Annotated in this window: 25 protein-coding genes; 12 read left to right on the plus strand and 13 right to left on the minus strand. The window is 39.6% G+C overall.

Translation table 11 applies throughout. The features are described 5' to 3' along the window. Positions 1-30 precede the first annotated feature (30 nt). Positions 31-1,500, plus strand: coding sequence for an aspartate aminotransferase family protein (locus EHQ47_RS02330; protein WP_135776479.1), 1,470 nt, complete (start codon positions 31-33; stop codon positions 1,498-1,500). A 36-nt stretch (positions 1,501-1,536) separates the two neighbouring features. On the opposite strand, the gene EHQ47_RS02335 is transcribed toward EHQ47_RS02330, so the two are convergent. Both EHQ47_RS02335 and EHQ47_RS02340 read right to left on the minus strand, forming a co-directional pair. After that, on the minus strand, positions 1,537-1,860 hold the full coding sequence (locus EHQ47_RS02335) for a type II toxin-antitoxin system PemK/MazF family toxin (protein ID WP_135776480.1): 324 nt from the start codon (positions 1,858-1,860) through the stop codon (positions 1,537-1,539). Next, a complete protein-coding gene (locus tag EHQ47_RS02340; protein WP_135748400.1) occupies positions 1,854-2,102 on the minus strand; it encodes an AbrB/MazE/SpoVT family DNA-binding domain-containing protein in 249 nt (82 codons plus the stop codon). Before EHQ47_RS02340 ends, EHQ47_RS02335 begins: the two co-directional genes overlap by 7 nt. Positions 2,103-2,245: 143 nt before the next feature. Here EHQ47_RS02340 and fliF point away from each other — a divergent pair, with 143 nt between their 5' ends. Further along, entirely contained in the window at positions 2,246-3,946 is a 1,701-nt protein-coding gene (fliF, locus tag EHQ47_RS02345; protein ID WP_135748391.1) for a flagellar basal-body MS-ring/collar protein FliF, read from the plus strand. An 11-nt stretch (positions 3,947-3,957) separates the two neighbouring features. Here the strand turns inward: fliF and EHQ47_RS02350 are convergent, their stop codons facing one another. Then, positions 3,958-6,519, minus strand: a complete 2,562-nt coding sequence (locus tag EHQ47_RS02350; RefSeq protein ID WP_135776481.1) for an adenylate/guanylate cyclase domain-containing protein — start codon at positions 6,517-6,519, stop codon at positions 3,958-3,960. Positions 6,520-6,605: 86 nt separating this feature from the next. On the opposite strand from EHQ47_RS02350, the gene EHQ47_RS02355 reads away from it, so the two are divergent. After that, on the plus strand, positions 6,606-7,493 hold the full coding sequence (locus EHQ47_RS02355) for an alpha/beta fold hydrolase (RefSeq protein WP_244290182.1): 888 nt from the start codon (positions 6,606-6,608) through the stop codon (positions 7,491-7,493). Positions 7,494-7,496: 3 nt separating this feature from the next. On the opposite strand, the gene EHQ47_RS02360 is transcribed toward EHQ47_RS02355, so the two are convergent. From EHQ47_RS02360 to dapA, 4 genes are read right to left on the minus strand one after another with little or no spacing between them, the layout of a single operon-like run. After that, positions 7,497-8,543 (minus strand): CdaR family protein, encoded by a 1,047-nt coding sequence (locus EHQ47_RS02360; protein ID WP_135776483.1) that lies wholly within the window; start codon positions 8,541-8,543, stop codon positions 7,497-7,499. Then, positions 8,540-9,370 carry a diadenylate cyclase CdaA gene (gene cdaA / locus EHQ47_RS02365; protein WP_135697043.1) on the minus strand — a complete coding sequence of 277 codons (831 nt, stop codon included), beginning with the start codon at positions 9,368-9,370 and terminating at the stop codon, positions 8,540-8,542. Before cdaA ends, EHQ47_RS02360 begins: the two co-directional genes overlap by 4 nt. 1 nt (position 9,371) lies before the next feature. After that, positions 9,372-10,175, minus strand: a complete 804-nt coding sequence (gene dapB, locus EHQ47_RS02370; protein ID WP_135748386.1) for a 4-hydroxy-tetrahydrodipicolinate reductase — start codon at positions 10,173-10,175, stop codon at positions 9,372-9,374. Beyond that, the gene (dapA, locus tag EHQ47_RS02375) at positions 10,168-11,052 is read right to left on the minus strand and encodes a 4-hydroxy-tetrahydrodipicolinate synthase (RefSeq protein ID WP_135748385.1); all 885 of its coding nucleotides are present in this window, start codon (positions 11,050-11,052) and stop codon (positions 10,168-10,170) included. Before dapA ends, dapB begins: the two co-directional genes overlap by 8 nt. Positions 11,053-11,129: 77 nt before the next feature. Here dapA and EHQ47_RS02380 point away from each other — a divergent pair, with 77 nt between their 5' ends. Further along, positions 11,130-12,197, plus strand: a complete 1,068-nt coding sequence (locus EHQ47_RS02380; protein ID WP_135776484.1) for an MraY family glycosyltransferase — start codon at positions 11,130-11,132, stop codon at positions 12,195-12,197. Positions 12,198-12,224: 27 nt separating this feature from the next. Next, on the plus strand, positions 12,225-13,208 hold the full coding sequence (locus tag EHQ47_RS02385; protein WP_135776485.1) for a DUF368 domain-containing protein: 984 nt from the start codon (positions 12,225-12,227) through the stop codon (positions 13,206-13,208). Between the two features lie 272 nt (positions 13,209-13,480). On the opposite strand, the gene EHQ47_RS02390 is transcribed toward EHQ47_RS02385, so the two are convergent. Then, positions 13,481-14,950, minus strand: coding sequence for a sodium:proton antiporter (locus tag EHQ47_RS02390; protein ID WP_135776486.1), 1,470 nt, complete (start codon positions 14,948-14,950; stop codon positions 13,481-13,483). A 54-nt stretch (positions 14,951-15,004) separates the two neighbouring features. After that, positions 15,005-16,111, minus strand: coding sequence for an MBL fold metallo-hydrolase (locus tag EHQ47_RS02395; protein ID WP_244290183.1), 1,107 nt, complete (start codon positions 16,109-16,111; stop codon positions 15,005-15,007). Between the two features lie 9 nt (positions 16,112-16,120). On the opposite strand from EHQ47_RS02395, the gene EHQ47_RS02400 reads away from it, so the two are divergent. The 5 genes from EHQ47_RS02400 (at position 16,121) to EHQ47_RS02420 (ending at position 20,705) form a co-directional block, all read left to right on the plus strand. Then, complete coding sequence (locus tag EHQ47_RS02400) at positions 16,121-16,522, plus strand: hypothetical protein (RefSeq protein ID WP_135776487.1); 402 nt, start codon at positions 16,121-16,123, stop codon at positions 16,520-16,522. Between the two features lie 30 nt (positions 16,523-16,552). Beyond that, positions 16,553-17,329 carry a YdcF family protein gene (locus EHQ47_RS02405; RefSeq protein WP_135776488.1) on the plus strand — a complete coding sequence of 259 codons (777 nt, stop codon included), beginning with the start codon at positions 16,553-16,555 and terminating at the stop codon, positions 17,327-17,329. A gap of 100 nt (positions 17,330-17,429) precedes the next feature. Continuing rightward, a complete protein-coding gene (locus EHQ47_RS02410) occupies positions 17,430-17,822 on the plus strand; it encodes a cytochrome c maturation protein CcmE domain-containing protein (RefSeq protein WP_004786637.1) in 393 nt (130 codons plus the stop codon). Continuing rightward, the gene (locus EHQ47_RS02415) at positions 17,819-20,017 is read left to right on the plus strand and encodes a heme lyase CcmF/NrfE family subunit (protein ID WP_135748379.1); all 2,199 of its coding nucleotides are present in this window, start codon (positions 17,819-17,821) and stop codon (positions 20,015-20,017) included. Before EHQ47_RS02410 ends, EHQ47_RS02415 begins: the two co-directional genes overlap by 4 nt. A 1-nt stretch (position 20,018) precedes the next feature. Next, the gene (locus EHQ47_RS02420) at positions 20,019-20,705 is read left to right on the plus strand and encodes a cytochrome c-type biogenesis protein CcmH (RefSeq protein WP_135748378.1); all 687 of its coding nucleotides are present in this window, start codon (positions 20,019-20,021) and stop codon (positions 20,703-20,705) included. A 34-nt stretch (positions 20,706-20,739) separates the two neighbouring features. Here the strand turns inward: EHQ47_RS02420 and EHQ47_RS02425 are convergent, their stop codons facing one another. Continuing rightward, positions 20,740-21,897, minus strand: a complete 1,158-nt coding sequence (locus tag EHQ47_RS02425) for an aminotransferase class I/II-fold pyridoxal phosphate-dependent enzyme (protein WP_135776489.1) — start codon at positions 21,895-21,897, stop codon at positions 20,740-20,742. A gap of 74 nt (positions 21,898-21,971) precedes the next feature. Between EHQ47_RS02425 and EHQ47_RS02430 the strand changes: the two genes are divergently transcribed. Continuing rightward, positions 21,972-22,718: an SIR2 family NAD-dependent protein deacylase gene (locus EHQ47_RS02430; protein WP_135748376.1), complete on the plus strand. Its 747-nt coding sequence runs from the start codon at positions 21,972-21,974 to the stop codon at positions 22,716-22,718. Positions 22,719-22,816: 98 nt separating this feature from the next. Beyond that, a complete protein-coding gene (locus tag EHQ47_RS02435; protein ID WP_135697016.1) occupies positions 22,817-23,173 on the plus strand; it encodes a DMT family protein in 357 nt (118 codons plus the stop codon). Here EHQ47_RS02435 and EHQ47_RS02440 read toward each other — a convergent pair. From EHQ47_RS02440 to EHQ47_RS02450, 3 genes are read right to left on the minus strand one after another with little or no spacing between them, the layout of a single operon-like run. Further along, positions 23,159-23,836 carry a phosphopantothenoylcysteine decarboxylase domain-containing protein gene (locus tag EHQ47_RS02440; protein WP_135748375.1) on the minus strand — a complete coding sequence of 226 codons (678 nt, stop codon included), beginning with the start codon at positions 23,834-23,836 and terminating at the stop codon, positions 23,159-23,161. The two genes, EHQ47_RS02435 and EHQ47_RS02440, sit on opposite strands and share 15 nt — an antisense overlap. Beyond that, positions 23,833-24,363, minus strand: coding sequence for a phosphopantothenoylcysteine decarboxylase (locus tag EHQ47_RS02445; protein WP_135697012.1), 531 nt, complete (start codon positions 24,361-24,363; stop codon positions 23,833-23,835). Before EHQ47_RS02445 ends, EHQ47_RS02440 begins: the two co-directional genes overlap by 4 nt. Further along, positions 24,364-25,734 (minus strand): hemolysin family protein, encoded by a 1,371-nt coding sequence (locus EHQ47_RS02450; protein WP_135748374.1) that lies wholly within the window; start codon positions 25,732-25,734, stop codon positions 24,364-24,366. Positions 25,735-25,856 lie beyond the last annotated feature (122 nt).

Here is a 25,856-nt window from a genome sequence, read left to right on the forward strand (position 1 = left end):
AGAAAAAAGACCCGGAAGAGGAAAGATTATATGGCCCAAGGCTTTTCCATGAACGAATACCCCAACGTAGACCAAATCTACAAAGACCTAAGGAAACTCATTTCCCTTCCCATCCGCTCCATTCGTAAAGACGCTATGGAGGACATCATCCAGAATTACTTCGACAAAAAATGCAGTAAGTCCAAAGCCATGATCACTAAGGCTTCGGAATACATCCCTGGCGGAGTCCAACACAACCTTTCTTTCAACCATCCATTCCCTCTTGTATTCACGGAAGCCTCCGGTGCTTATCTTTATGATCTAGACGGAAACAAATACATCGATTTTTTACAAGCAGGTGGGCCCACCGTTCTCGGTAGTAACCCAAACATTGTCCGAAAAAAAGTCATCGAACTTCTCAATACAACAGGCCCTGTGACTGGTCTTTTCCATGAATACGAATATAAGTTAGCTGAAAAAATTGTAGAGTTGGTTCCTTCCGTCGAAATGTTTCGGATGCTCGGTTCGGGAACAGAAGCTTGTATGGCATCTATTCGTGTTGCAAGACTTGCCACAAAGAAAAAAAACATTGTGAAGATGGGTGGAGCATATCACGGTTGGAGCGATCAATTGGCTTATGGACTTCGTATCCCAGGCACAAGACATTTCGAAGCCAATGGAGTTCCTAAATCCATTTTCAAATACACACAAGAATTTTATCCGAACGATTTGAACGCTTTAGAATCAGTTCTCAAACGAAATCGTTTTTGTGGTGGCACTGCTGCTGTTCTCATTGAACCAGTAGGACCAGAAAGTGGAACAAGACCTCTTGATTTTGATTTCAACAAAGGAGTCCGTGAACTTTGTGACAAGTATGGAGCCCTTCTGATTTTTGATGAAGTGGTGACCGCTTTCCGCATTGGTCTTAGCGGTGCCCAAGGGTATTTTGGAGTAAGCCCTGACTTAACCATCTTCGGTAAAGTAGTGGCAGGTGGATATCCATCAGCTGGTGGACTTGGTGGTAAAAAAGAATACATGAAGTATGTATCTGCTGGATTACAAACTGGCACCAAAAAGGCGTTAATCGGTGGAACGATGGCAGCAAACCCACTCAGTTCTGCAGCTGGTTACTTTACACTTTGTGAAATGGAAAAAACAGGAGCTCTTGAAAAATCAGGAAGAGCAGGAGATCGCCTAACCAAAGGATTACAAAAACTCATCAAAAAGTATGACCTTCCTTTTGTTGCCTTCAACCAAGGTTCCATTTGCCACTTAGAAACAGTTGGTACCATGTTACTCGATATCAATATCAAGAAGTTCTGGACCATCAAAAAAACCATTGCGGAAGCTCATAAAAGAAAACATGCGATGGAAGAAATGGGTGCGGCGTATATGTCGGAAGGTCTTGTGACTCTTGCCGGAAGTAGACTTTATACCAGTGCTTCCGATACAGATGCGGTGATTGATGATGCCCTCAAACGATTTGATCGTGTGTTCCAAAAAGTGGAAGGTGTGGCTTAGAATATTTAAATTAGAAGTCATAAAAGAAACTCAAGGTTAATCGACTAACATTTCTTTTATGACTTTTTTAATTTTCTGAATGGTTTTAGTATCCGCCGACCCTAGCCTTTGAATCAATCTTGTTTTATCAACAGCTCTGATTTGGTCTAAAACAACAGATCCTTTTTTTCCCTGAAACACCAACTCGACTCTTGTTGGATATGTTCTTGAAGCGGTAGTCATTGGTGCAATCATCACAGTCCCTATGAACTGATTCATTTCGTTAGGCGAAATCACAATGCATGGCCTAGATTTTTTAATCTCAAATCCGACAGTTGGATCTAGATTAATCAAATAGATTTCGTATTGGTTGATTACCATTCCCAATCCTGCGAGTTCAAATCAATGGAATCTGGAATGAGTAACTCATCCTCTTTTTCTTTTGCCATCGCTTTGAATTGGTCTTCCCAACCCACTCGCGGTTTGTTTTTATGTGGAGTGATGATGATTTTATTGTCCTCTACCAATAGATCGACTTCATCTTCTATATGACATTCCGCCAAAACTGTTTTAGGAATTCGGATTCCTTTTGAATTTCCAATCTGGATGATTGCAGCTTTCATCGTAATTACAATGTAATCACAAAAAAAGACGTCAATACCAATTCCAGCCAAAATCCCCTTAATTTCCGAACCTTCGCGAAAAGTACTTGTACATTTCGGAATTCCCGGGAGATTATGTCTCAAATCTCGACGAGGCCCGTACTATGCCTGAACCACTGCAAAAGATCATCGATAATCTCAAAGAGTTGTTAAACAAACTCGATAAAACCAAAAAAATGATTTTGGGTGGTGTGCTTGCCGTTGTGGTGGTGGCAGTCATCATCTTGTCCAATGTCTCGTCACAACGAAACCGAGTGGTTCTCTTTAAGGATTTGGATTCCAAAGACTTTTCTGAGGTAACCAAAAAACTCGATGCTCTCGGTTATTCTTATGGGTCGAGTGATACAAGCCTCATTACTGTTGATCCCGACCAAAGACAAGAGATCGTCACTAAACTTGCGCAAGAGAATTTGATCCCTGCAGGTGTGACTGGTTGGGAATTATTCGACATTGAAAAATTTACAGAGACCCAATTCGACAAAGACATTAAAAAGTACAGAGCTCTCAAAGGTGCGATTGAAAAATCACTCAATACCTTAAGACCCATTGAAAGATCCGATGTCAACATCGCGATTCCTGAAGGTGATCTTTTTGAATCCAATTCCTATCCTGTCAAAGCCAGTGTGATTTTACACTTCAAACCTGGTGTAGAGGGAATGAGTAAAAAAGAAATCAAAGGGATTGTGAACTTAGTTGCACGTGCCGTTCCTAAGTTAAAACCAGAAAACGTAAGTGTAGCCGATCCCGATGGTAAAATCATTTCCGACTTTGAAGAAGACCTAGAAAAAGAAAGATTAGAACTTCGGATTGTCCAAGAAAAACTTAGAATCGAAGAAGAAGAACGAGTCAAAAGACTCATCGACATTCGAAATACCTTACGTTGGTATTTGGGTGGAGAAGACCGAGTTGATATCACACGTTTCGAATATTCTTTCAATTGGGACCAAGAGTCTTTAACCGAAAACGAAGTATTACCGGTTGTTGCGGAAGAAGATAACCCTGATACACCATATAACGAAAGAAAGTTGGTGGATGGATATTCCTTAAAAGTTTCATCCAAAGAAACAAAAGAATCTTTTAAGGGACGTGGGTTCACTCCCGATGGCCCTGCAGGAACCGAACCAAACCTTCCTCCTGGTTATAAAGATACAGACTACCAAAAAGCAGAATATTCCAAAGACGAAAATATCAATAACTACGAATTCAACAAACGTGTGAAAGATATCAAACGCCAACCTTGGAAAATTGAAAAGATTGGACTCTCTGTTGTTGTCGATGGTGTTTGGGAACGAAAAGAAAGAGAAGATGGAATGGGATATGATAGAAAATACATTCCTGTTGCTGAAAGTGATTTAAAACTCGTTCGCAAAAACTTAGAAGCTGCGATTGGTTATACAAGATCCCGTGGTGATCAAATCAGTGTGATCACCATTCCGAAAGATAGGACAGAACAATTTCGTTTAGAAGATGAAGAGTTTCAAAAACAACGTGCCATCCGAAATATGGTGATTGCTTCACTTGTAATTCTTATCTTACTCATCCTTGCGATCTTAGTTTACCGTGCGATCAAAAAAGAAATCGCAAGAAGAAGAAGACTCAGAGAAGAAGAACTGGCGGCTCAACAACAAATGATGAGAGAAGCGGCTCTTCGAGTGATGGACGAAGGGGGAGCGGAAGTCGAACTCTCCCTCGACGAAAAACTGAGACGCGAACTTTTAGAAAACGCAATCAACCTGGCAAAAGAAAAACCAGAAGATGTGGCGCAGCTCCTACGCACTTGGCTTGCAGAGGAAGAACAAACTTAAAGAAACTTAAGTTAAGATTCTTTTTTCCAACGGATATTGGCACCATGAGTGATCCGGGAATACACTTCCCGGAAATACTGGTTAGGTGCCTTTCCATCAGGATCTTGCGAATAACGAGGTCTTAGGCGGTGGACAAAATACATATCCAAATCCCCTTTATTTTTTCCGTGAATTTTCCCTCGGTATTCAGTAACAAAAAAATACTTCACGAGTTCATAGGTTTCTTTAGAAACATTGATTTTACCTGTTTCTCCACCAGACTCCATTCTTGATGCAGTGTTGACCGTATCTCCCCAAATGTCGTAAGCAAACTTAAATCGTCCAACAACTCCCGCCACAACCGGTCCAGTATGAATCCCTAATCGAAGTTCCCAAAATGGTAAGTTCAGTGTCGTTTTGATTTCTTTCAACTGGTTCATAAAACTTTGGACTTCCAAGGCCGCCAAACAAGCGTCAATGGCACTTGTCCTCGTTTCGACAGGAAGACCACCAGCACACATATAACTGTCCCCGATGGTTTTTAATTTTTCCAAATTGTTTCTAAGAATGATTTCATCGAACTGAGTGAAACAGGCATCAAGTTCTTCAATTAGGCTTTGTTCATCCATCCCTTCAGCGACTTTCGTAAATCCTTTGAAGTCCGTAAAAAGAACTGTGACGTTTTCAATTCGAGAAGGTGTCACACTTCCCTTTTGTTTGAGTTCTTGAGCGACTTTATAGGGTAAAATATTGAGTAATAACTTTTCTGACTCTTCTCTTGCTTCTTCCGCTTTGTCCTGGGCAATGAGGGCTTTTTCCCTTTCTTCATCTGCTTTTTGTTTTTCTAAATCCAACAAAAAATAGCTGATATCAAGTTCTTCTGCCAGAGGACGAGACATTATGTAAACTACTAGGTAGTTAAACAAAACAAGAGGGATTACAATCATGGTCAAATGGAACGCAGACTCTCCTACTCCGTATTGTTCACGAATCATAGGAAAATACAAAATGGCTGCAATGGCCATGGTAATGAGGCCTAAATTGGCAAGCCTTTGGCTGAGTTGGATGGTTCTTCCTTCCAAAGACAAGGCCCCATGTCGGAGTACCGCATAACCGAGTAAAAATGCGGGTATAAATTGAAAATCCGCCAATGGATAGATGGGAAATCCATGACTTGGCAAAAGAGCAGCTAACAATAAAACAGCGGATAATAAAAATGATCCAATGATCCATTTGGATGCAAAGTTAATGTAACCTTTGTTTCTTAAAAAAGTAATTAATACTAAAACAAGAGCAATGGCACCGTTGATTCCCACAAGGAGTTCTGCAGGTCCTCCATGATGAACTCTTGACCAAGGGTAATCAAAATATCCGACAAACAGATAAGGAGATGGAGCAAGGATGGCTGCACTCACACAGAGTAAATCAATCCCTTGAACCCATCTGGGAGATTTTTGACCGATGGCTTCAAATACCAAACGCACCATAATGCTTGGTGCAAAAGAAAAAGCCACAAAGGTCATTTGCGAAATCCGAAGTTGCACCACATAGGATATGTTTAATTTTAAAGGAACAGACTGAATGACATAAAATCCCGTAAGGATGAGAGCAAAGGCACAGAGTTGGTTGATCCTTGCCGATGGATTGGCTCCCGCAACAATGATCGACAAAAACACAGCACCAAACACGGATACTACGGGAGGAATCCCCCAAGGATACCACTTCGCTGATTCGTAAGCATCAGGAGACAGTCCAAAGGAAACTCCGAAAGAAATAAAAATCAAAACAAAGGATAAAAGTGCAAATAGAAAATAGAACATCCCATTCTTTTGAAACAAAAGTTCATTTACATCAAAAAAATCCGAACGGAATACTCCATAAGCCACAAGTAACATTGGGATGAACAAAAAGAATCCACCTGGATACACTTTGAACCCAAGAATACTCGGAGCATTCATGGTTGTGAGTAAAAAAAGTAAATTCACACCATGAAATAAGGTTAGGTGATAATGTTTACGAATGTATTGGTAGTGTTTGATAAAAGATGGTAAAATTAATAAGAAATAACCTAGTGGTGCCAAAATTCCCCAAGGCCGAACAAAAGAACTTCCTCTCGGATACTTACCAAAAGTGAATTCGAAAACCGTGGTTTCAAATCCTTTCCCAATCAAAACTCCAAAGTATAATACGAAACTTGCGAACCAACAAAGATAAGAATAATATAACAGGAGTTTACTTTGTTTGCCAGTCATATGGTAGGCCAAATAAAAAGCCGTTGGTGCGAGTGGAGCGACTAAAAAATAAAGTAGATCATTCCAAAAAACTAAAGTATTTACATCTTGAATCCAAGCTCTAGTTGTGAGAACAAGCCCCACCGATCCAAAACTAATAAATGAAATGGTAAGGTTTAAATGAAAAATTTTATTATCAACATCTGATTTACGAAACTTTTGAAAGGCAAAATAACTAAGAAATAACCCTACAAAAAATGTAAGGATGCCCGGTGCTCCATAGGGAATCTGATGCCAAAAATATTCCCAATCCGAAAGATTACCTTCCGGTTTTACAAAATAGATGAGAGGGTATGATTCCATCCCTTTAAAGATCGGCTTTCGGGAAAAGAGAAAGTAACAAATTCTTCTATTTGACTCACTTCCTCTTTTGTTGTTCTATGTCGGATATGGTTGATCTAAACTTTCCAAAAAAGAACGCTACTGAATGGTTAGCGGCTGGTAAATTTTTCGAATATAAGAAGTTTCAAATCTTCTTTATCCAAGAAGGAAGAGGACAAAACTTAATTCTACTTCACGGATTCCCCACTTCTTCTTGGGACTATTCCAAAATCTTCAATGGACTTTCGCGTTACTTCAATACAATCGCAATTGATTTTTTAGGATTCGGATATTCATCCAAACCAAAAAAACATAAATATACATTAATCGAACAAACAGATATTATAGAGAACTTTATTGAAAAGAATGCACTGAGAAGAGTGAAATTTGTTTTTCATGATTATGCAGTCAGTGTGGGCCAAGAAATATTAGCAAGGCACTTAGAAAGAAGTGATCGTAAGTATGAAATAGATGGTGCTGTATTTATGAATGGAGGACTTTTCCCTCACCTCCACAGACCAACATTCAAACAAAAACTGCTCGCCACACCCATATTAGGTGCTTTTCTTTCAAGGTTTTATGATGAAAAAAAATTTGGAGTGGCATTCGCACAAGTATTTGGAAAAAATACAAAGCCTAACGATAAAGAAATTTCTGTTCTTTGGAAACTTATCACTTATCCAAACAAGGTTTTAATTCCACATAAACTTTTGAAATACATTCAAGAAAGAAGGGTCCACGGGGAACGATGGAAAAATGCCCTTCTCCAAACAGAAGTTCCTCTTCTTTTTATCAATGGAGGAGAAGATCCAGTGAGTGGTCGTCACCTAGCTGACGAAATTGAAAAACTCCCAATCAAAAATAAAAAACTCATTCGTTGGGATTCGATTGGCCATTACCCGCAATGGGAAAATCCAGAAGAAAGTTTTAAAGAGATTTATGAATTTTTAAAATAAAGACTAAGACCTGTCGGAAGGAACGGATCCCGGACCTTCCATTCCCGTTCCATCATCGGTCGGATCGGAATCAGGGTTTTGTTCTTTGACCTTATAACGAATCTCGATTTTTTCTGGGCTGATTTGTAAAATTTCAATCCCTTTTAAATCTTTGTTTTTAATGATACGAACCTTAGCAACTTGCGGTTGTAATTCGGGGATGATTTTATTTTTAATAGGATCAAAGATATAATTACAAGGGACTTGAGCTGTAATCCCGGTAAGGATTTGCGCTGATCGAATTGGTTTTAAAGAAAAATACCGAATCGCAACTTGTTCTTCTGAAAGTTCTGCATCCAACCGAATGTCTTGTCCAGAGCAAACAATAGGAATTCCTGCGGCAGTTTGTTCCCCAGTTTTATACGACAAAGGAATGATATTTACATTCACAGTAACATCCCGAGATCCAAGGACATTCACACCTTTAGGGAGATCTGGAATCCTAACTGTTTTTGCAAATGGTTCTTTTTTATCGGCAAGAGAAATTTCAGGCAATACAACCTTAGTGATTTTTTCCAAATCTTGTGGTTTTCCACTGAGTGTAATTTTTTGAGGACTTACAATTTGAGTCAACTTTTCAAAGTTAGCTGGCGGTGCACCTTCAAAAGTAACTTCTAAAGGAACGATTTTTAATCCTCTGGATTCAATTTCAACTGGGACCGTTTTTTTCAGTTTGGTGACTTTTACCCCACTTGGGACACCTACGATTTTTTTAATAGGCACTTCCGTTACACCCAACTGAACGTCTTCTGGATCAATCACAGCTTTCATAAATTGGGAATAATAATTAACTACATCCTTCAAACCTTCCACTCGAACGGGGATTGTTTTTTCAGGATTTTTGGAATAGTTTAAATTACCAGATAACTTTGGATAGTCGACAGGAACATTAATTGTTTTAATTAAAACTTTGGAGTTTTGAAGATTCACATAAAAGATACTGGCAATGATTAGCGAAACAAGTTTTGCCTTCCAATTTCGAACTACTTTTCCAAGAAGTTTTACGATCATATACTCACACCAGTATCTTTCTCTTTTGGTTTACGAAGAGAATCGTCTTTCGACCTACGAGTTCCACTCATAAGCCCACTCACAAGTGCTTTGAGTTCGAGAGGTTTGACTGGGTGCAACATTTCCCCTTCAAAACAAATGGTAATATCTCCTGTTTCCTCTGATGTAACAATAATGATAGCGTCTGTTTCTTCAGAAAGTCCTAAAGCGGAACGGTGCCTTGCACCTAACGTAGCAATTTCTACTGAACTACTCATTGGCAAATAAGAGGCAGCGCAAACAATACGATTTTGTTCGATGATGACAGCTCCATCATGCAGGGGAGAATTTTTAAAGAAAATAGTTTGTAATATTTCCGATGTGACTTGTGCATCCATAGGCACGGCATTTTCAGAAATATCTTTTAAACTTATGTCTTTGACGAGAACAATGATGGATCCCGTTTTTTCTTGCGACATGATCCGAACGGCTTCCACAATCGGATCTAAATCAAAAGTTGGTTTGAGAAAGAACAAACGAAGAAGTCGAATCCTTGCTAAGTCGCCGGTCAAACGACGAAGTTCTGGCTGCAAAAGGACAATGATTGCAAATACCAAAGCCGGACGAATGTTTGTGAGAATCCATTCCAGAAGTTCAAACCCTAAATATTCCGCAAGGCTTCCGGAAATCCAAATGATCCCCACACCGAGCAAAAGTTGAATTCCACGAGTCCTACGTAAGGTTGTATAAGTTTTATAAATTAAAAATGCGACGATTAATACATCTAATGATATGGAGATATAATTTTTACTCCAGGGAATGATGTATAATCCTCGAAAAAAATCCAATTTATATTCCTAACACATCAAACATATTATAAAGGCCTTTGGATTTTCCGTGTAAAAACTCCGCTGCTTTTACCGCACCAGTAGCGAATGTTTTGCGGTCTTGTGCCTTGTGGGTGATTTCAATTCGTTCTTCTGGACTTAAAAAATATACAGTATGTTCGCCAACCACTTCACCTGCTCGCATCGTATGCATAGCAATTTCTTTTTGGTCTCTTTCTGAATACATTCCATGACGACCATAAATGACATTTTCTTCAGAACGTTTGGTGGCATTCAGTAAGACTTCTTTCAAATACATTGCCGTTCCAGAAGGAGCATCTTTTTTGTGTCGGTGATGAATGTCTAGAACTTCGACATCAAAATCTTCCTCTAACACTTTCGCTGCGATCTCTGTTAACTTAAATAAAAGATTCACCCCCACAGACATGTTTGGTGAAAACACAATGGGAATTGAAGTTGCTGCCGACTGGATGAGAGCTTTATCCGAATCAGTAAGTCCAGTAGTTCCAATCACCAAAGGTTTTTTATTGGCTAAGGTCGTATTTAAAATAGATTCAAATCCGGTATGTGTACTAAAATCAATCAGGACATCCGACGACTCACATGCTTTTTGTAAGTCGGTCGAAAGTAAAATTCCAGTTTCTTTGATTCCTGCATGGTTACCCGAATCAAATCCAGCATACACAGCACCTTCTCTCACGACCGCAGCACTTAACTCTGATTTCTTGGAAAGGGAAAGCACTTGGATGATGGCCTTTCCCATCCTTCCCCCAGCACCGATGACACCAACTTTGATTTTAGACAATGCCTTCCTCTTTTAATTGGAATACAGTTTTTTTGAAAGCATCGGCCGCAGATCCTTCGGATAAAGAAGTCATAGGAAGACGAAGTTCATTTTCGCAATACCCAAACCAACTCATTGCTGCTTTGATGGGAATAGGATTGGTTTCAATGAAGGCATTGATAAACACAGGAAGAAGTTTGTAATAAATCTTTTTAGATGCTTCTAAGTCGCCACGTAAATAGAGAGAAACCATATCCACACAAGCGCGTGGAAATAGATTGGATACAACGGATACAACTCCCTTCCCTCCAATGGATAAAACAGGAAGTGTTAGGTTGTCATCACCAGACAACAAATCAAAGTCAGGTGGTGTAGCGGCAATGACCTTCGCCATCTGTCCTAAATCACCAGTTGCTTCTTTGATGGCCGCAATATTTGGATGGGCCGCAAGTCTTGCGACCGTCTCCGGCAATAAATTGACATTGGTTCTTCCTGGAATATTGTACAACATGACCGGTTTAGAAGATACATTGGCAATTTCTGTAAAATGGCGAAACATTCCCTCTTGCGTGGGTTTGTTGTAGTATGGGTTGACCGTTAAGATTCCGTCCACTCCGTCCGCACAAGCAGACTCCGTAAGTTCGATGGCTTCTTTTGTAGAATTGGAACCAGTGCCTGCAATGACTTGGATTTTCCCCGCCACAACTTTGACTGTCTTTTGGATGAGTTCCTTATGTTCTTCATAAGAAAGGGTGGGAGATTCCCCCGTTGTCCCACAAGGAACCACACCAGCCACTCCGGACCGAATCTGGTTTTCTAGGATTTTAAAATAACTATCATAATCGATTTTCCCCTGGCGGAAGGGGGTGATGACCGCTGTATAAACGCCCTGAAACATAAATTAAACATCGAAGAGGGACGGAATTTTGCAATAAAAAACTGCCAAAAGACCCCGTACAGATAAACTTTGCGAAAATGGTCTATTTTTTCCCTCCAATGTTTGCCATTCTTGCGATTCTTAGCCTCATTTTGCATTCATTTTATGTCTATTCCCGCTTTGGGGTCAAAGATGTGCCAAACGAACGTAGCCTCCACAACGTGGTCACAAAAAAATCGGGTGGGATGTTTTTTATTCCCGTTTTCCTTCTCACATCCCTCTTTCTCCTTTTTTGCCCCGATGGGGGATTTTTACTTTCCCCAAAAGAGAACTTATCGAAAACATTCGGCATCTATCTTTTGTTAGCTGGTACATTTGTCTTTTGTATTTTAGGATTCATTGATGATTTGTATCATCTCAGTCCCAAACTTCGTTTATTTCTAGAATTGAGTGTGGTGGCAGTATTTTTGATTTGGACAAACCCAGAGGTCACTTATTTCGGAATGATGACGATTCCCAAACCAGTGCAAGTGATCGTTCTTACCATCTTTATAGTTTTTGCAGTGAATCTCGTAAACTTTATGGATGGAATGGACTGGTATTTAGTCACCACCCTCTCTTTGTCCTTTTTTTCTTTAGTAACAATCGCCCCTCAGTTTTATGGAATCGGAAATCCTGGTTATCATTTTTATACAATTTTGTTTGTTTCTATGTTTGGATTTATCTTCTATAATTTTCCAAGAGCCAAACTATTTATGGGAGATAGTGGATCGTTGGCCTTAGGTTTTTTTGTAATGACCTTACCTTTGTTTATTGGGAAGTGGGGAAACCCAAATTCACCAGTTTGGGATGTCACTGATTATTTTTATTTGTTTCCCTACTTTTGGTTGGATGGGGTTTTTATTCTAATCAAACGATTTTTCCAAAAGAAACATTTGTTCTCTGCGCATAGAGAACATCTCTACCAAAGGATCACAGAAACTAAGTTAGGAAAAATTGGATCTCTCTGTATTTTTTCCATTTTAAATCTTTCGGTTGTTTGTATCCATTTTGTCTTAAAAACCTATTTGGTTCCAAACATCATTATCCTTTTCATCGTTTTTTTATATACTGTCGTTAGTTATGGAATCCTTTGGTTTTTTGTTCCTAGAAAAAACCTTGCATAAAGTCTTTGCACTCCCATCCTTTCCTTTATGCCTCTATCGAAAAAAGAAATTTTATTCTGCCTTCTCAATGGCTTTCTCATCGGGATTGCCAACCTCATTCCTGGTGTTTCCGGAGGGACTTTTGCACTCATCCTCGGGCTTTATGATAGGCTCATCACAGCCATCACTTCTCTAAACTTAGACACCATCAAAGCATCGTTAGCTTTGGTATTCGGGTTCTGGAAAGAAGATGTAAGAAAACGTTTTGCTTTGGAAATGAAACGGATTGATTTTTGGTTCCTTGTGTTTTTGGGGATTGGTTTATTGTTATCAGTAATCTCTGGTGCCAAACTCATTCAGTTTTTATTACAAAACTACCCGCAAGCAACACTTGCACTTTTCATTGGACTGATTTTTCCTTCTTTAGTGGTTCCATACAAACTGATTGAAAAACATAGTTTTTTTGTTTGGTTATTTCTCATTCCAGGTATCCTTCTCACCATTGTCCCAAGTTTTTTTATGGGAGATACAACGGGTTCCGAAAATCCTTTAATTGCTTTTCTGACTGGAGCCATTGCCATCTCTGCGATGATTTTACCAGGAATCTCTGGATCATATATCATGCTCGTGTTAGGTGAATATCAGATTGTAATTGGAAAACTTTCTACCATTCTCGAACCAAGTTCGATTGTTTTCCTGGGAGCCTTTGGAATTGGATGTTTACTCGGGCTTTTGATTTTTACTCATTTTGTAAAATGGTTATTTGTAAAATACAAATCCCATACAATGACCTTTTTACTGGGACTCATCCTCGGATCTTTCTTTATCCTTTGGCCTTTCAAAGACTATGCACATGGTCAGGCAATTGTGGGTAGATCAGGTGAAGTGAAACGAGACATTCAGATTGCCACAGCAAAGAATGTATTACCTAATGATTTTGGTGAAACCCAAATCCCACTCGCAGCCCTAGTGTTTGGACTCGTCCTTGGATTTGGTCTGAACAAATTGGAATCATTACAAGAAAAGAAGTAACCTCCGCCCAAAACGTTCCCTTTCTTTTTAAGTCTGGATTTTACAGTCCAGACTTCTTCTCTCTTTTCAAATCACAGCAAACATTTCCCTAAGCAGATTCTTTCTTTCGCAGATAGTAAAAACGGTTGTTAGATGAAAAAGTTGGATTTGGTAGAAAGCGGATTAAGGTAAAATTTGAATTCGTGGGGATAAACGTTCATAGCGAAACTTAAATTCGAAGAAGTTTGGTATGAGGAGAAAACCGGGGACCACTCCCCGGCTCATTTTAGATCTTAAACAAAAAACACAAAAGTAATTAGGATAAACACAGGAACTAAAATTCCCATAGAATATGCTAGGTATCCGCCAAAGGATGGCATCTTTACTTTGTTTTCTTCAGCAACGGATTTCACCATAAAGTTAGGAGCGTTACCAATATAAGTATTCGCACCCATAAACACAGCACCAACTGAAATGGCTTTTAAAATTTCTTCCGCTTGGACATTTCCAATGAACTGACCCAGAGTGAGAGGGTTTGCTGCACCCGCTGGAGTGAGAAGACCAGAAGCTAACGAACCAAAGGTGAGGTAAGTTGGCGCATTGTCTAAGACAGAAGAGAAAGCCCCTGTTGCCCAGAAAAACTGCCAGTTCTCAGTGATTCCCAATTCCTTACCATGTGCTTCCAATAACACAAGAGCAGGAATCATCGTAATAAAAATCCCGATGAAAAGATAGGCCACTTCTTGGATTGGATGAAGGGTAAAGTTATTGAACTTACGATCTGCTTCTTTAGAAGTAAACTTAGAAAGTCCAATAAGAACAATTAAAACTGCCTCTCGGATAAATCCAAGAGTTGGAGTGTTGTTGATTTCAGGAATATAGTTACTGTTTAAAAAAGCAACAGCCAAAATCACACCAAGTAACCAGATAAAGTTTACTTGCCCACCAATAGAAAAAGGAGTGGCGAGTTTATCGTCTCTTTTGAGATCCTTTTTGGTTTCTTTTTTGTAAGCGAGAGTGTCCCAAATGAAATACACAACAAGTAAAATTCCCAAAGCAAATAACATCTCAGGTAATAGTTTGAATGTCCATGTAAAAGGAACTCCTTTCAAATACCCAAGGAAAAGTGGAGGATCACCGAGTGGTGTTAAAGATCCACCAATGTTAGAAACAAGGAAGATAAAAAACACAACGGTATGAACCACATGTTTTCTTTCGCTATTTGTTTTCAACAAAGGACGAATGAGTAACATGGATGCCCCAGTGGTTCCAATAAAGGAAGCAAGGCCCGCACCAATTAACAAGTACAATGTGTTATTGAGTGGTGTTGCATGAATATCACCTTTGATCACAATCCCACCGGAAATATAAAACAAAGATCCGAGTAAAATGATAAAAGGGATATAATCAAAGAAAACCGTGTGCACAATATTATGGCTGTAACCATAAATGAGAAGAACCACAAAAGAAATGGCTCCCAGTCCCACAGCAAGGATCAATTTGTTATTATTGTCTTCCCACCAATGAGAAGTTTTGTGAGAGGCAACCGGCAAGATTGCGATGGAAAGTAATATAGCAACAAAAGGTAAAACCGACCAATACGGTAGTTCCTGATGTACTGATTCGCCGTGTGACGAATGTCCTGTTTCTTCCTGAGTGGTTGTCTGCGCTTGAACCGGAGTTGGGTCCTCAGCAAATAAACCTGCTGTTGTCACAGACAAACAAACTAGGAATACTATCATTGTGAGAAGCTTCTTCAACATGCTCACCATCCTATTTTTTTAGGACAGCTTACCTGAAATCGAAACCTCTTGGAACTAAAAAAACCGAGATTCTCCAATTTTTAAAGGAACCAATCGATCTTCGGAGATTCCCGATCGTTTTAGCTCTTCTTTGGTGCGAGGCACAGGAGAATCTAGTTTTTCATCGGAAAGGACAAAGGTCATGTAGTGCATTGGCACCATATACTTTGCTTTCAGATCAGAAAAGGCTTGGACTGCTTCTTTTGGATCCACATGAACCGCCTCCATCATCCAACGAGGTTCTGTGGCACCGATTGGCAAAATCGCAACATCAATTTCTCCCAACCGTTCCGCCACTTCTCGGAAATGGGTATAATAACCGGTATCTCCCCCAAAGTAGACTTTTTCTGTTTCGCCGGAAATGAGATAACTCCCCCAGAGAGATTCATTTCGATCAAAAAGTCCTCTCCCGCTGAAGTGTTGGGTTGGAGTAAAAGTAATATCGATATCCTTCCAATTTGTTTTTTCCCACCAATCCATCTCCCTAACATTTTTCATACCTTCGCCTAACAATAATTTCTTGTTACCTAGACCGGTGAGCACAAGAGGATGAAATTTTTCCTCTAATTGTTTGAGAGTTGGTAAATCCGTATGGTCGTAATGGTTATGTGATAAAACCACTATGTCAATGGGAGGTAAGTCTTCAATTTTGATCCCTGGAGGTGTATAACGTTTTGGACCAATAAAACTAATAGGAGAACATCTTTCGCTCCAAATCGGATCTGTCAGAATATTTACTCCGTCAATTTGGATGAGAGTGGTGGCATGCCCCACCCAAGTCACCGAAAGTTTGGAAAGGTTGGCATTCAGTGCCTTTCCGTCATTTCCCACGACAGGAAAAGGAGGATAATCTGCCGGATCCAAACTTGTCGTTAACTGGAACCTTTGGTATTGCCAGACCAAAATATCAGAGAGGCCTTTTGCTTGAATGTTGGGATTGGGATTTTGGAATCCATTTTTTGTGTGGTGGGATTTACGAACACTAGCGTCTGCAAAACAGGACAAAACAAAAAAAAGAAGAAGGGACAAAGGTAAGTATAGGAACTTCACGAGGATTAGACCGAAACAAACTTTGTATGTTTGGAATTTTCGATTGCGTTTTTTGGAAAGAAGAACGATCATTCTTTTACTATGTTTAGGTATAATGAGACAAAAGATCTGATGATTGCCTATGCGAAATGGCGAGATACAGTGGATCGCACGGAGGGAAGCGAAACCGTGTTTGGTGCCAATGCAGAAGTTTCGGAAATTGCTCGGGACCTCCGAGAAGATGCAGAATTCGAACTCAGGATTTTAATCCAAGATTTAAAAAAACAAAATCCGGCTGCGATCAAAGAATGGGTGGAAGTCACCAAACAATACTTACATAAAGTTGAATCATCGATCCCGGAAGAACAAATCCAAAGACGAAAACAAATTGCACGTGATTGGAAGTATTCCCGCTCTCCCCTGGGAATTTCAGTTCGTTATCCACACCCTTCACAGTATTGGGGGAGTGGAATTGGTTTCTTAGGCCCCGAATTCGACTGGTAAGATTCAGAAGGTTTTTGAATCCTATTACCAATGGATTCTATCTTTTTTACCCTTTCCAAACTCGCGACGGTTCTCCTCTTTCCTCTTCCATTCTTTTTCCTATTGGCTCTGTTCGCCCTACTAAAAACAAAATCAGGACATGGGAAGTTTCGACTCTTTCAGATCATTTTATTTTTATACTTAACATCCAATGCTTATGTTGCCAACTACCTTCTCCAAACTTTAGAAAAAGACTACCCGCCTGTAAAAATTTCCGATCTTCCAAAATCAGATGTAGCAGTCGTGTTAGGTGGGATGATCCAAACGATCTCGTCCCACCCTGGTAGACCGGAACTCACTGATTCCGCAGATCGACTAACAGATGCAGTGCGGATCTATAAAGCAGGGAAGGTAAAAAAGATTTTGTTTACGGGAGGATCTGGACTTCTTTTTGCCGATGCCTACCGAGAAGCAGATCTTGCCAAAGAGATATTCATAGACCTAGGGGTTCCTGAAAAAGACTTAATTTGGGAAAACCAGTCCCGAAACACCTATGAAAATGCAGTGGAAACAAAGAAATTACTCCAGGAAAAAAAATTAGAAAAAACTATCCTCATCACCTCGGCCTTCCATATGAAACGTGCGGCGGGTTGTTTTGAAAAACAAGAAATTCCTTTTATTCCCTATCCAACAGACTATCGTTCCACCAATTTAAACTCAGGTGCTTTTGAACTTTACATTCCTTCGGCAAGTTTTTTAGACCAAACCTCGCTTGCCGTCAAGGAGTGGGTGGGATATTTCGTTTATCGCTACAAATCCTTTTTATAACAGATGCAATTCCCTCGTTTTTTTAAGACCTTTTTGTTTGACCGAAACTTGCAATCAGAGAGGTTAGAGGAAAGACGGGAATTCGTCTAAAGAATGGATTATGAATCGTAAGTTTTTAACTCTTTTGTTTCTCATCGGGCTCTCTCTTGGCGGGATTGCTTATTTTTCCTCTCAGGAAACTTCCTATCTCCTTTTGGATGCTTCGGAACTGGCAGCCAACCAAACCAAATACTCAGACCAAAACCTACGTGTCAGAGGATTTGTCCGGGTGGGGAGTCTTGTCCGCGAGGGGAAAAAAGCCAAATTCGATTTGGAACTCAATGATCAAATCATCCCAGTCTTATTTACGGGAGCTACACTTTTACCTGACGCCTTCAAAGAAGGAGCCAGAGCCCGAGTGGATGGGAAATTAGACCACGGGGTACTTGTTGCCACTCATGTAGAAGCCAAATGTGCTTCCAAATATGAAGCGGGATACGCCGAGGAACAATGAACAATTTAGGAACCATCCTTCTCTCCGCCTCTCTTGCCATCTTAATTTTTTCCGCATTACAAACCATCTACGGAATCTATAAACAAGAACGAAAAGCCATCGAACTAGGTCGTTTGGCTCTGATGACAAATCCTTTTGTCATCATCTTAACCTTTACGGTTTTACTCACACAACTCGTAAGATCAGACTATAGCAACTATTATGTGGTCATGCATTCCAGTGAACACTTACCGCTATTTTACAAAATGACATCCATCTGGTCTGGATCTTCGGGAAGTTTATTATTTTGGAATTTAATTCTAAACGTTTTTACTTTTATTGTTTTATGGCAAACACGTAAGTCCATTGAAGACAGAATCCCGATGATGAATCTCATCCTTGCGGTTCTTTCTGGATTTTTTTCTTTCCTCGCTGTTTTTTATGGAGATGCACAACCATTCCGTGAATTTGTTCCAGAAGCAGCTGCTGGTCGTGGACTCAATCCCCTCCTCCAACATTGGGCGATGATCATCCACCCTCCCATCCTTTACATTGGTTATGTGAGTATCTCGATTCCTTTTGCAATTGCTATGTCGGCTCTTGTATCAGGACAACTCTCAGAAGATTGGATGAAGTTCATTCGCAAATGGACTTTGTTTTCTTGGTTTTTTCTTGGAACAGGAATTTTACTCGGATCCAAATGGGCCTATGAAGAGTTAGGTTGGGGCGGATACTGGGCTTGGGATCCTGTTGAAAATGCATCCCTTATGCCTTGGTTACTCACCAGTGCCTTTGTTCATTCGGTTGTCATCCAAGAACGTAGAGGGATGTTAAAGTTCTGGAATATGTTACTTGTGATCCTTGCCTTCCACTTTAGTTTGCTTGGAACTTGGATCACTCGTTCTGGAGTACTCGAAGGCCCTCATAGTTTTTCCAAATCAACCATTGGGACTCCATTTATTATTTATATCATAGGAAGTTTTTTATTTTTTACAGGTTTTGTTGTGTATCGAAGAAAGCACCTAACACCTGAAAGAAATCTGGAAGCCATTACTTCCAAAGAAGGCAGTTTCCTTTTAAACAACTTTTTACTTGTTTTATCCACCGCAGCCATTTTGCTCGGTGTCTTTTCTCCTCTTTTATATGGAAAAGAATTCAAAGCTCCTTGGTTTAATTCTTGGGGAGTACCAGCAGGGATTTTTCTTCTACTTCTGATGGGAGCAGCACCTCTTCTGGCATGGAGAAAAGGCGCAGGAGCTGTGTTTTTTTCCACTCTCTTCAAACCATTGATTGCAGGGGTGATCGGTGGTGGACTCTACATTCTTTTTTATTCGCAAAACTTTACAAAACCAGACAGTAAGTATGGAGATGTTTTAGCAGAGGTGTATTCTGTATTAACAGTTACTATCGGTATATTCACTATTTCGGGAATCATCCAAGAATACTATCGAGGGATCAAAGCACGAAGAGAAGAATACAAAAACGAAAACATCTTCGTTGCTGGATACAGAATGTTACTCAAAAACAAACGGCGGTATGGTGGATACTTAGTACACTTTTCACTCGTTTTAATTTTTATTGGGTATGCGGGAAATGCATTTAAGATAAATACATCGGTTCGTTTCTTTTATGAACTACAACCACCAACATCGGAGGAAATTGTTTACCAATCCATCGACAAAGCAATGATTGGTGGGTATCAAATCGAAGCCTCCACTCTCAAATTAAAGCCAGTTCTCATTTCTGGACTTGGTGGGGAACCGAACATTCAAAACGTGATTGTCTCCCAAGAAGGAACTTACGGAATCTTTCGAGGCACAAATAAACTAAGTGATCTGACAACAGAACGTAGATTTTATCCTCAAATTTCCCACCTAACAGGAGATTTCGAAACCCATATTCCTACGAGTGAACCTGCCATTCTTTCCATGACCAAAGAAGACTTTTATATCCAACTTGGGGCCATTGAAACCTCGGATTTAAAATCAGAAAACCCTGATCTTCCTTTGATGTTTATGCAGTATTATTTCACTCCTGGTTCAGAGATGGATAAACTAAAATTTTTCCTCAACTTCCCAAGACAAATTGTAGCAAACCTGGAAGTATGGGTGAACCCTCTGGTCAAACTGATTTGGATTGGTTCCCTACTCTATTTTTTATCAGGAATATTCCTATTATTACCTGCGGGCGAAAACAAAAAGAAGGTGGTTGGTTAAAATGGATTTTACGATTCCAAACAAAATCCCTTCACATCAGTTTGGTTCTGAAACATACAAATTCAAACCAAGAAAAATCGAACAAAAAACTAAGTTACAAGTTTTCAAACGATCCCTTTCCCAACTCGTTTTGTTCCTTGGATTTTGTTTGTTATTTCCTAGCTTCCTTTTTGCACAAAAAACAACCACCAACCTCAAAGAAGAGGCGCAGATCCAAACTTTTCTAAAAGTGACAGAACAAATTCGATGTATTTGTTTGCCAAGTCTCCCCATCCAATCTTGTTCGTTTAACATGTGTGCGGCGTCAAGTTATCTTAAAACCTTTATTGAAAACCGAATCAAAGACGGGATGAAAGAAGAAGAAATCGTTTCTAAAATGGAAAATGGATTTGGAACTTCTGTGTTACAAGACCCGATTGTTGTGATGTTTCAGGAAAGTGGAAACCAAGGAATGGTGGATTCCATTGTGTATGGTTTTGGACCAAAAATTTTGGCACAACCTGATGGTACCTGGATCAACTTTACCTTGTTTGCCATTGGAGTTCTTGGACTTTTTGGAATCTACAAATATGGAACAAAAAAGAAAAAAGACCAAGCAGAAGCAAAAACAAAACTAACATCAGGTGACTTAAAATCCACCACAGAACAAATCAAAAACAAAATCCGTAAATTCGAAGAAGAATCTTAAAAAACGAATTTCAAAACAAAAAAACATTAACCGGTTAGAGGGAATTCCATTTTTCTCTAACCCGGTTGAGTTCCTCTACCAAAACCTGGATATCCTTTAACTTTAATTTGGCGTTCAAACTGATACGTAACCGAGGTGTTGGAACTGTGGGTGGACGGATGGCTCGTACATCCAAACCTCTTTCTTGTAAATGACTCGAATAAAACAAAGCTTCTTTTTCTGTCTCCAAAAGGAGAGGGACAATATGCGAAGTAGATTCCGTAATGGAAAATTCATTTTGTTTTAGGGAATTTTTTAGATCATTTGCTAAGGAAAGTAAATCGGCTCTTTCTTTGTCCATAGAACCAAGAAATGATAAAGCAAAAGAAGCAAGCTCTGAAATCATCGGCAGGGGTGCTGTCGAAAAAATAAAAGATCGCATAACATTTACCAAATGGTCACGGCCGATTTTTTTTGTGACGATGATCCCTCCTTCAAGCCCCAATGATTTTCCCAAAGTATACACCCGATAATCGATGGATTTAATTTCTGATAAAGTTAAATCTCGGAACACAAGCCCTTTCCCGGAAGGGCCATAAATTCCAAAGGCATGAGCCTCGTCTAAAACCAAAACAAATCCAAATTCTTTCTTTAACGCAAGTAAGGTTTTTAAATCGGGAGAATCGCCATCCATACTGAATAAAGTTTCAGTCACAACAATTCGTTTTTTCTTATAATCTGGATCTTCTAAATTCACCTTTTCCAATAAGGTGCGTAAATGGTTTAAATCCAAATGATCGTAGTATTTTTTCTTTGCACCGGAAATTCGAATTCCATCTAAAATAGAAGCGTGGTTGAGTCGGTCACTAAACACATAACAGTCGGGAGCAGCAATGGAATCAATGAGTCCAAAATTTGCAGTGAACCCCGTGGATACCAGAAGAGCCGCCTCGCCTCCCACAAATTGAGCAAACTCAAATTCAAACTGATCCATCGAAGATCGATTCCCACGGACCAAACGTGAAGCGGTGGATCCAAATGGATAAATCTCTTTTTTTGATTGGAAAAACTCCAACATACTCGGATTAGTTGCAAGTCCCATATAGTCGTTGGAACAAAAATCAATTCCTTGGTAAACCTTGGTTTCCCGGAACAATTGTTTCTCGTGAATGGAATCTAGTTTTTTTTGGACTTCTTCCCAGTGATTGGCCATTGACTACCAGTTTTCTTTTTCTAGATTTTTTTCCGATTTAATTTTTTACCCAATTTGTTAGAATGATCCCATAAATGGGTCTTCTTCCTCCCGATCTCATCCATAGAATTCGTTCGGCAACGAATGTTTTGTTTCTGACGGGTGCCGGTATCTCCAGTGAAAGTGGGATTCCGACCTTTCGAGGGGATGGTGGGTATTGGAAAAAATTCAAAGCCGAAGAACTTGCCACCCCAGAAGCCTTCGCCTCTCATCCTGAGGTGGTTTGGGATTGGTACGATTACAGGAGAAATATTTGTTTCGAAGCCAAACCCAACGATGGACACCTAACAATCGCAAAATGGCAATTACATTCAAAAACAGTTAACCTCATCACACAAAATGTGGATGGTCTCCACCCGAGGGCAGGAAGTCAAAATCTCCTTGAAATTCATGGCAATATATTCCGTGCAAGATGTACGGGATGCGGGGAAAAATTTGCCTTAGGGGAAAACGGAATTTACCAACCAGGCCTAAAGTATTGCCCAAATTGTGAATCCCTATTACGACCAGACATTGTTTGGTTTGGAGAAAGTTATGATAACCGGTTACTGACAAAGGCTTGGGAACAAAGTAAACAAACTCATGTTGTGTTTGTGATAGGAACCAGTGCGAATGTTTCTGTCCCAGCAAATTTGGCCCTTACCGCCATTCGCAATGGTGCCCTTGGGATCGAAATCAATCCAGAATCGACAAGCCTCACTCCTTCGATGCAACTTCATTTTGGAGGAAAATCTGGAGAAATACTGCCTGAAATTTTTAAGGAAGTATTTCCGGATACATAACAAAACTAAAATTTTGTTTATGTTTGCAGGTCTCAAAATATCTTATCAATCAATCATTTATCCATTCATCATTCAAATATAACAAATAAGAGAACTTTATGTTAACCATCTTTCTACTCGTACTTTCTAATATCTTTATGACCTTTGCTTGGTATGGACATTTAAAATTTGCAAAGTCAAACAATATGTTCTATATCATTTTGTTTTCATGGGGAATTGCTTTTTTTGAATATGTACTCATGGTTCCTGCCAACCGCATTGGATATACCGTATATAAATTTGAAGGGTTTCAACTCAAAATCATCCAAGAAGTGGTGACCATTTTTGTATTTATAGTCTTTGCTACAGTATTTTTGGGAGAAAAAATTAAATGGAACTATATCGTTAGTTTTGGACTGATTCTTCTTGCAGGATATTTTGCTTTTGGATTTGGATCTAAATCAAACGGACACTAAAAAGGAAACAAGTTCTTCTGCAATTTTCTCTTTGGGGAGTGGGCCGATTTCTTTTTCTAAACCACTAACACCAAATATACGAACTGTAGAATCCACTTCACCAAAACCTTTTCCTGAACCAACGTAGTTTCCAACAATATAATTAAGGCCTTTCCGAACCAGTTTGTCTTTTGCATGTCGCTCTAATTCTCTTGTTTCAGCAGCAAATCCGACTCGAAGAGAATTTAAAATTTTATGTTCTGCAACGAATTCTGTTACTTGTTGTAACACATCAGGATTTTCTTCTAACTCAAGAAGTAGTCCCTTTGTCCCTTCCGAAGTTTTTTCCTTTTTGATTTTATGTTCTGCAGTCATAATCGGACGAAAGTCTGCTGGGGCCGCTGCCATCACAAGCAAACTATCGTTTGTGATTTCTGATAAAACGGCATCTCTTAATTGGATTGTGGTTTCTACTTCAATGTTCCGAACGGCTCCCGCAACATGGGAATAACGTTCCAAGGTATTGCCATGAATATACACAACTTCCACAGGGTATTTCAAAAAGGAAGTGGCGATTTCATAACCCATCTTTCCCGAAGAAGCATTGGAAATATAACGCACTGGATCAATCCATTCCCGAGTGGGCCCAGAGGTGACGATGACTCGTTTGAATTTTAGATTCATGAATTGGCTATATGGAGTTTGATGATTTGTTCCATGATGGATTCAACCGTAGCCAGTTTGCCATATCCCTCATCCCCACAAACCACAATCCCTTTATCGGGAGAGACGATGTTCACTCCATCCGATGTAAGGGTTTTTAAATTTCTTTGGACAGCAGGGTGCAAATACATGCCAGGATTCATAGAAGGAGCAACTAACACGGGAGAGGTGCAAGCTAAATAGGTTGAAGTGACTAAATCATCGGCGATTCCATTGGCCATTTTTCCAATGATATTTGCCGAAGCTGGAACCACAGCAAAAACTGAGGCAATGTTTTTGATTTCGATATGAGCCATACCCGTATCAAACTCATCCACTCGGACTGGTTTTCCCGTTAGTGCTTCGAATGTAATTTTTCCAACAAATTTGGTGGCATTGGAAGTCATGATCACACGAACTGGATATCCTTGTTTGGTAAGCCCTCTTACCAAATCACAAGCCTTGTAAGAAGCTATGGATCCAGAGACAGCAATCACAATTTCTTTCATTTATCTGTCCTCGTAGGAAAGTTCTCTTTCCAATTCGGAATCGTTATCTTCTTCTAATTTAGGAGTAAACAATATGGAGATAATTTTATTTCCTTCCATTTTTTTTACCTTCAGGCTTCCTTTTTTGATTTGAACAATGCTACCTTCTTTTGGCATATCTTCGTTCTTTTCCATAAAGTAACCGGCAATGGTTCGCACTTCTTCCATATCAGAAGGTTCTTCCCCTTCCAAAATGCCAGACAAACTAGAAAGTTCCGTTTCTCCATCTAAGGTGATTGCTTTTGTTTTTTTGTTCTTCGAAGTTACATCCACTTCATCTGTGTCTGTTTCATCACGAATTTCACCAAAAAATTCTTCAATAATATCTTCTAACGTAAGTAAGCCGGAAACTCCACCATATTCATCAATGACAATTGCCATGTGTTGTTTTTTCTCACGGAGTTTTGTCATCACTCGTTCGATGGACATAGATTCTGGAACTTTCACAAAATCCTTTTCCATAATGACTGTAATTTTTTCTTTTTTGCCTTTGGCAGAAAGATGGGCCGCTTGCCATTTTAAATATTTTTGCACATGAACAATCCCAACAATGCGATCTAAGGTTTGGTCATAAACGGGATATCTTGAAAAACTATGTTCGGCGATGAGCGGTAGCATTTTATCGATTGTTGATTCTTGTGAAATCCCAATGATCGAAAGCCTATGTGTCATTACATCTTTGGCAGTATGTTCTGAAAAATCAAAAGTCTTTTGGATGAGTTGCATCTCTGCATTGTCAATCCGACCTTGTTTCCTTTGTTCCTCGATGATAATCATGAGTTCTTCTGCTGAATGAACATACTTGTCACCAGTTCGTTGTAAACGAAAGAGTGTAAGAATCCCTCCTGCCAAACGATTCATAATGAAAGTGACAGGAAAAAACAAATAGTAGAATAACCACATTGGTCCAGAAACACCAAGCGCAATGGCCTCTGTGTTTTGTATGGCTAAGGTTTTAGGAACAAGTTCTCCTAATATCACATGCAAAAGTGTAATGAGAGTAAAGGAAACTCCGATCGAGATGCTATGGATGGTCACAAGATCCAATTCAATTTGGAACATATGAAGGAAACCAGAAACAACACTGGCAAACAAAGCTTCTCCAATCCATCCGAGAAGTAGGCTTGCAACCGTGATTCCCACTTGGCAAACCGACAACATATCGTCGATTTTTGAGACGGCTTTTTTAGTCAGAAGAGCCATGGCTCTGTTTTCTTTGACAAGCTCCTCAAGACGAGAAGGCCGGATGGAAACCATGGCAAATTCGGCAGCGACGAAGAAACCATTGACAAAGACGAGGAGGAAGATGAGAAAGATGCCGATTATTTCCATAGAAACTCGAACACCACTAAAGTATTATGATCAGGGTCCATTGGTATGAGGAATAGAATTAAGTATTTTGGACCGATCTCCCAGTGTCGCCTACATTTTGGCTCATTTTTGCCAGAAATGGA

The organism is Leptospira bourretii (assembly GCF_004770145.1).
Classification (GTDB): domain Bacteria; phylum Spirochaetota; class Leptospiria; order Leptospirales; family Leptospiraceae; genus Leptospira_A; species Leptospira_A bourretii.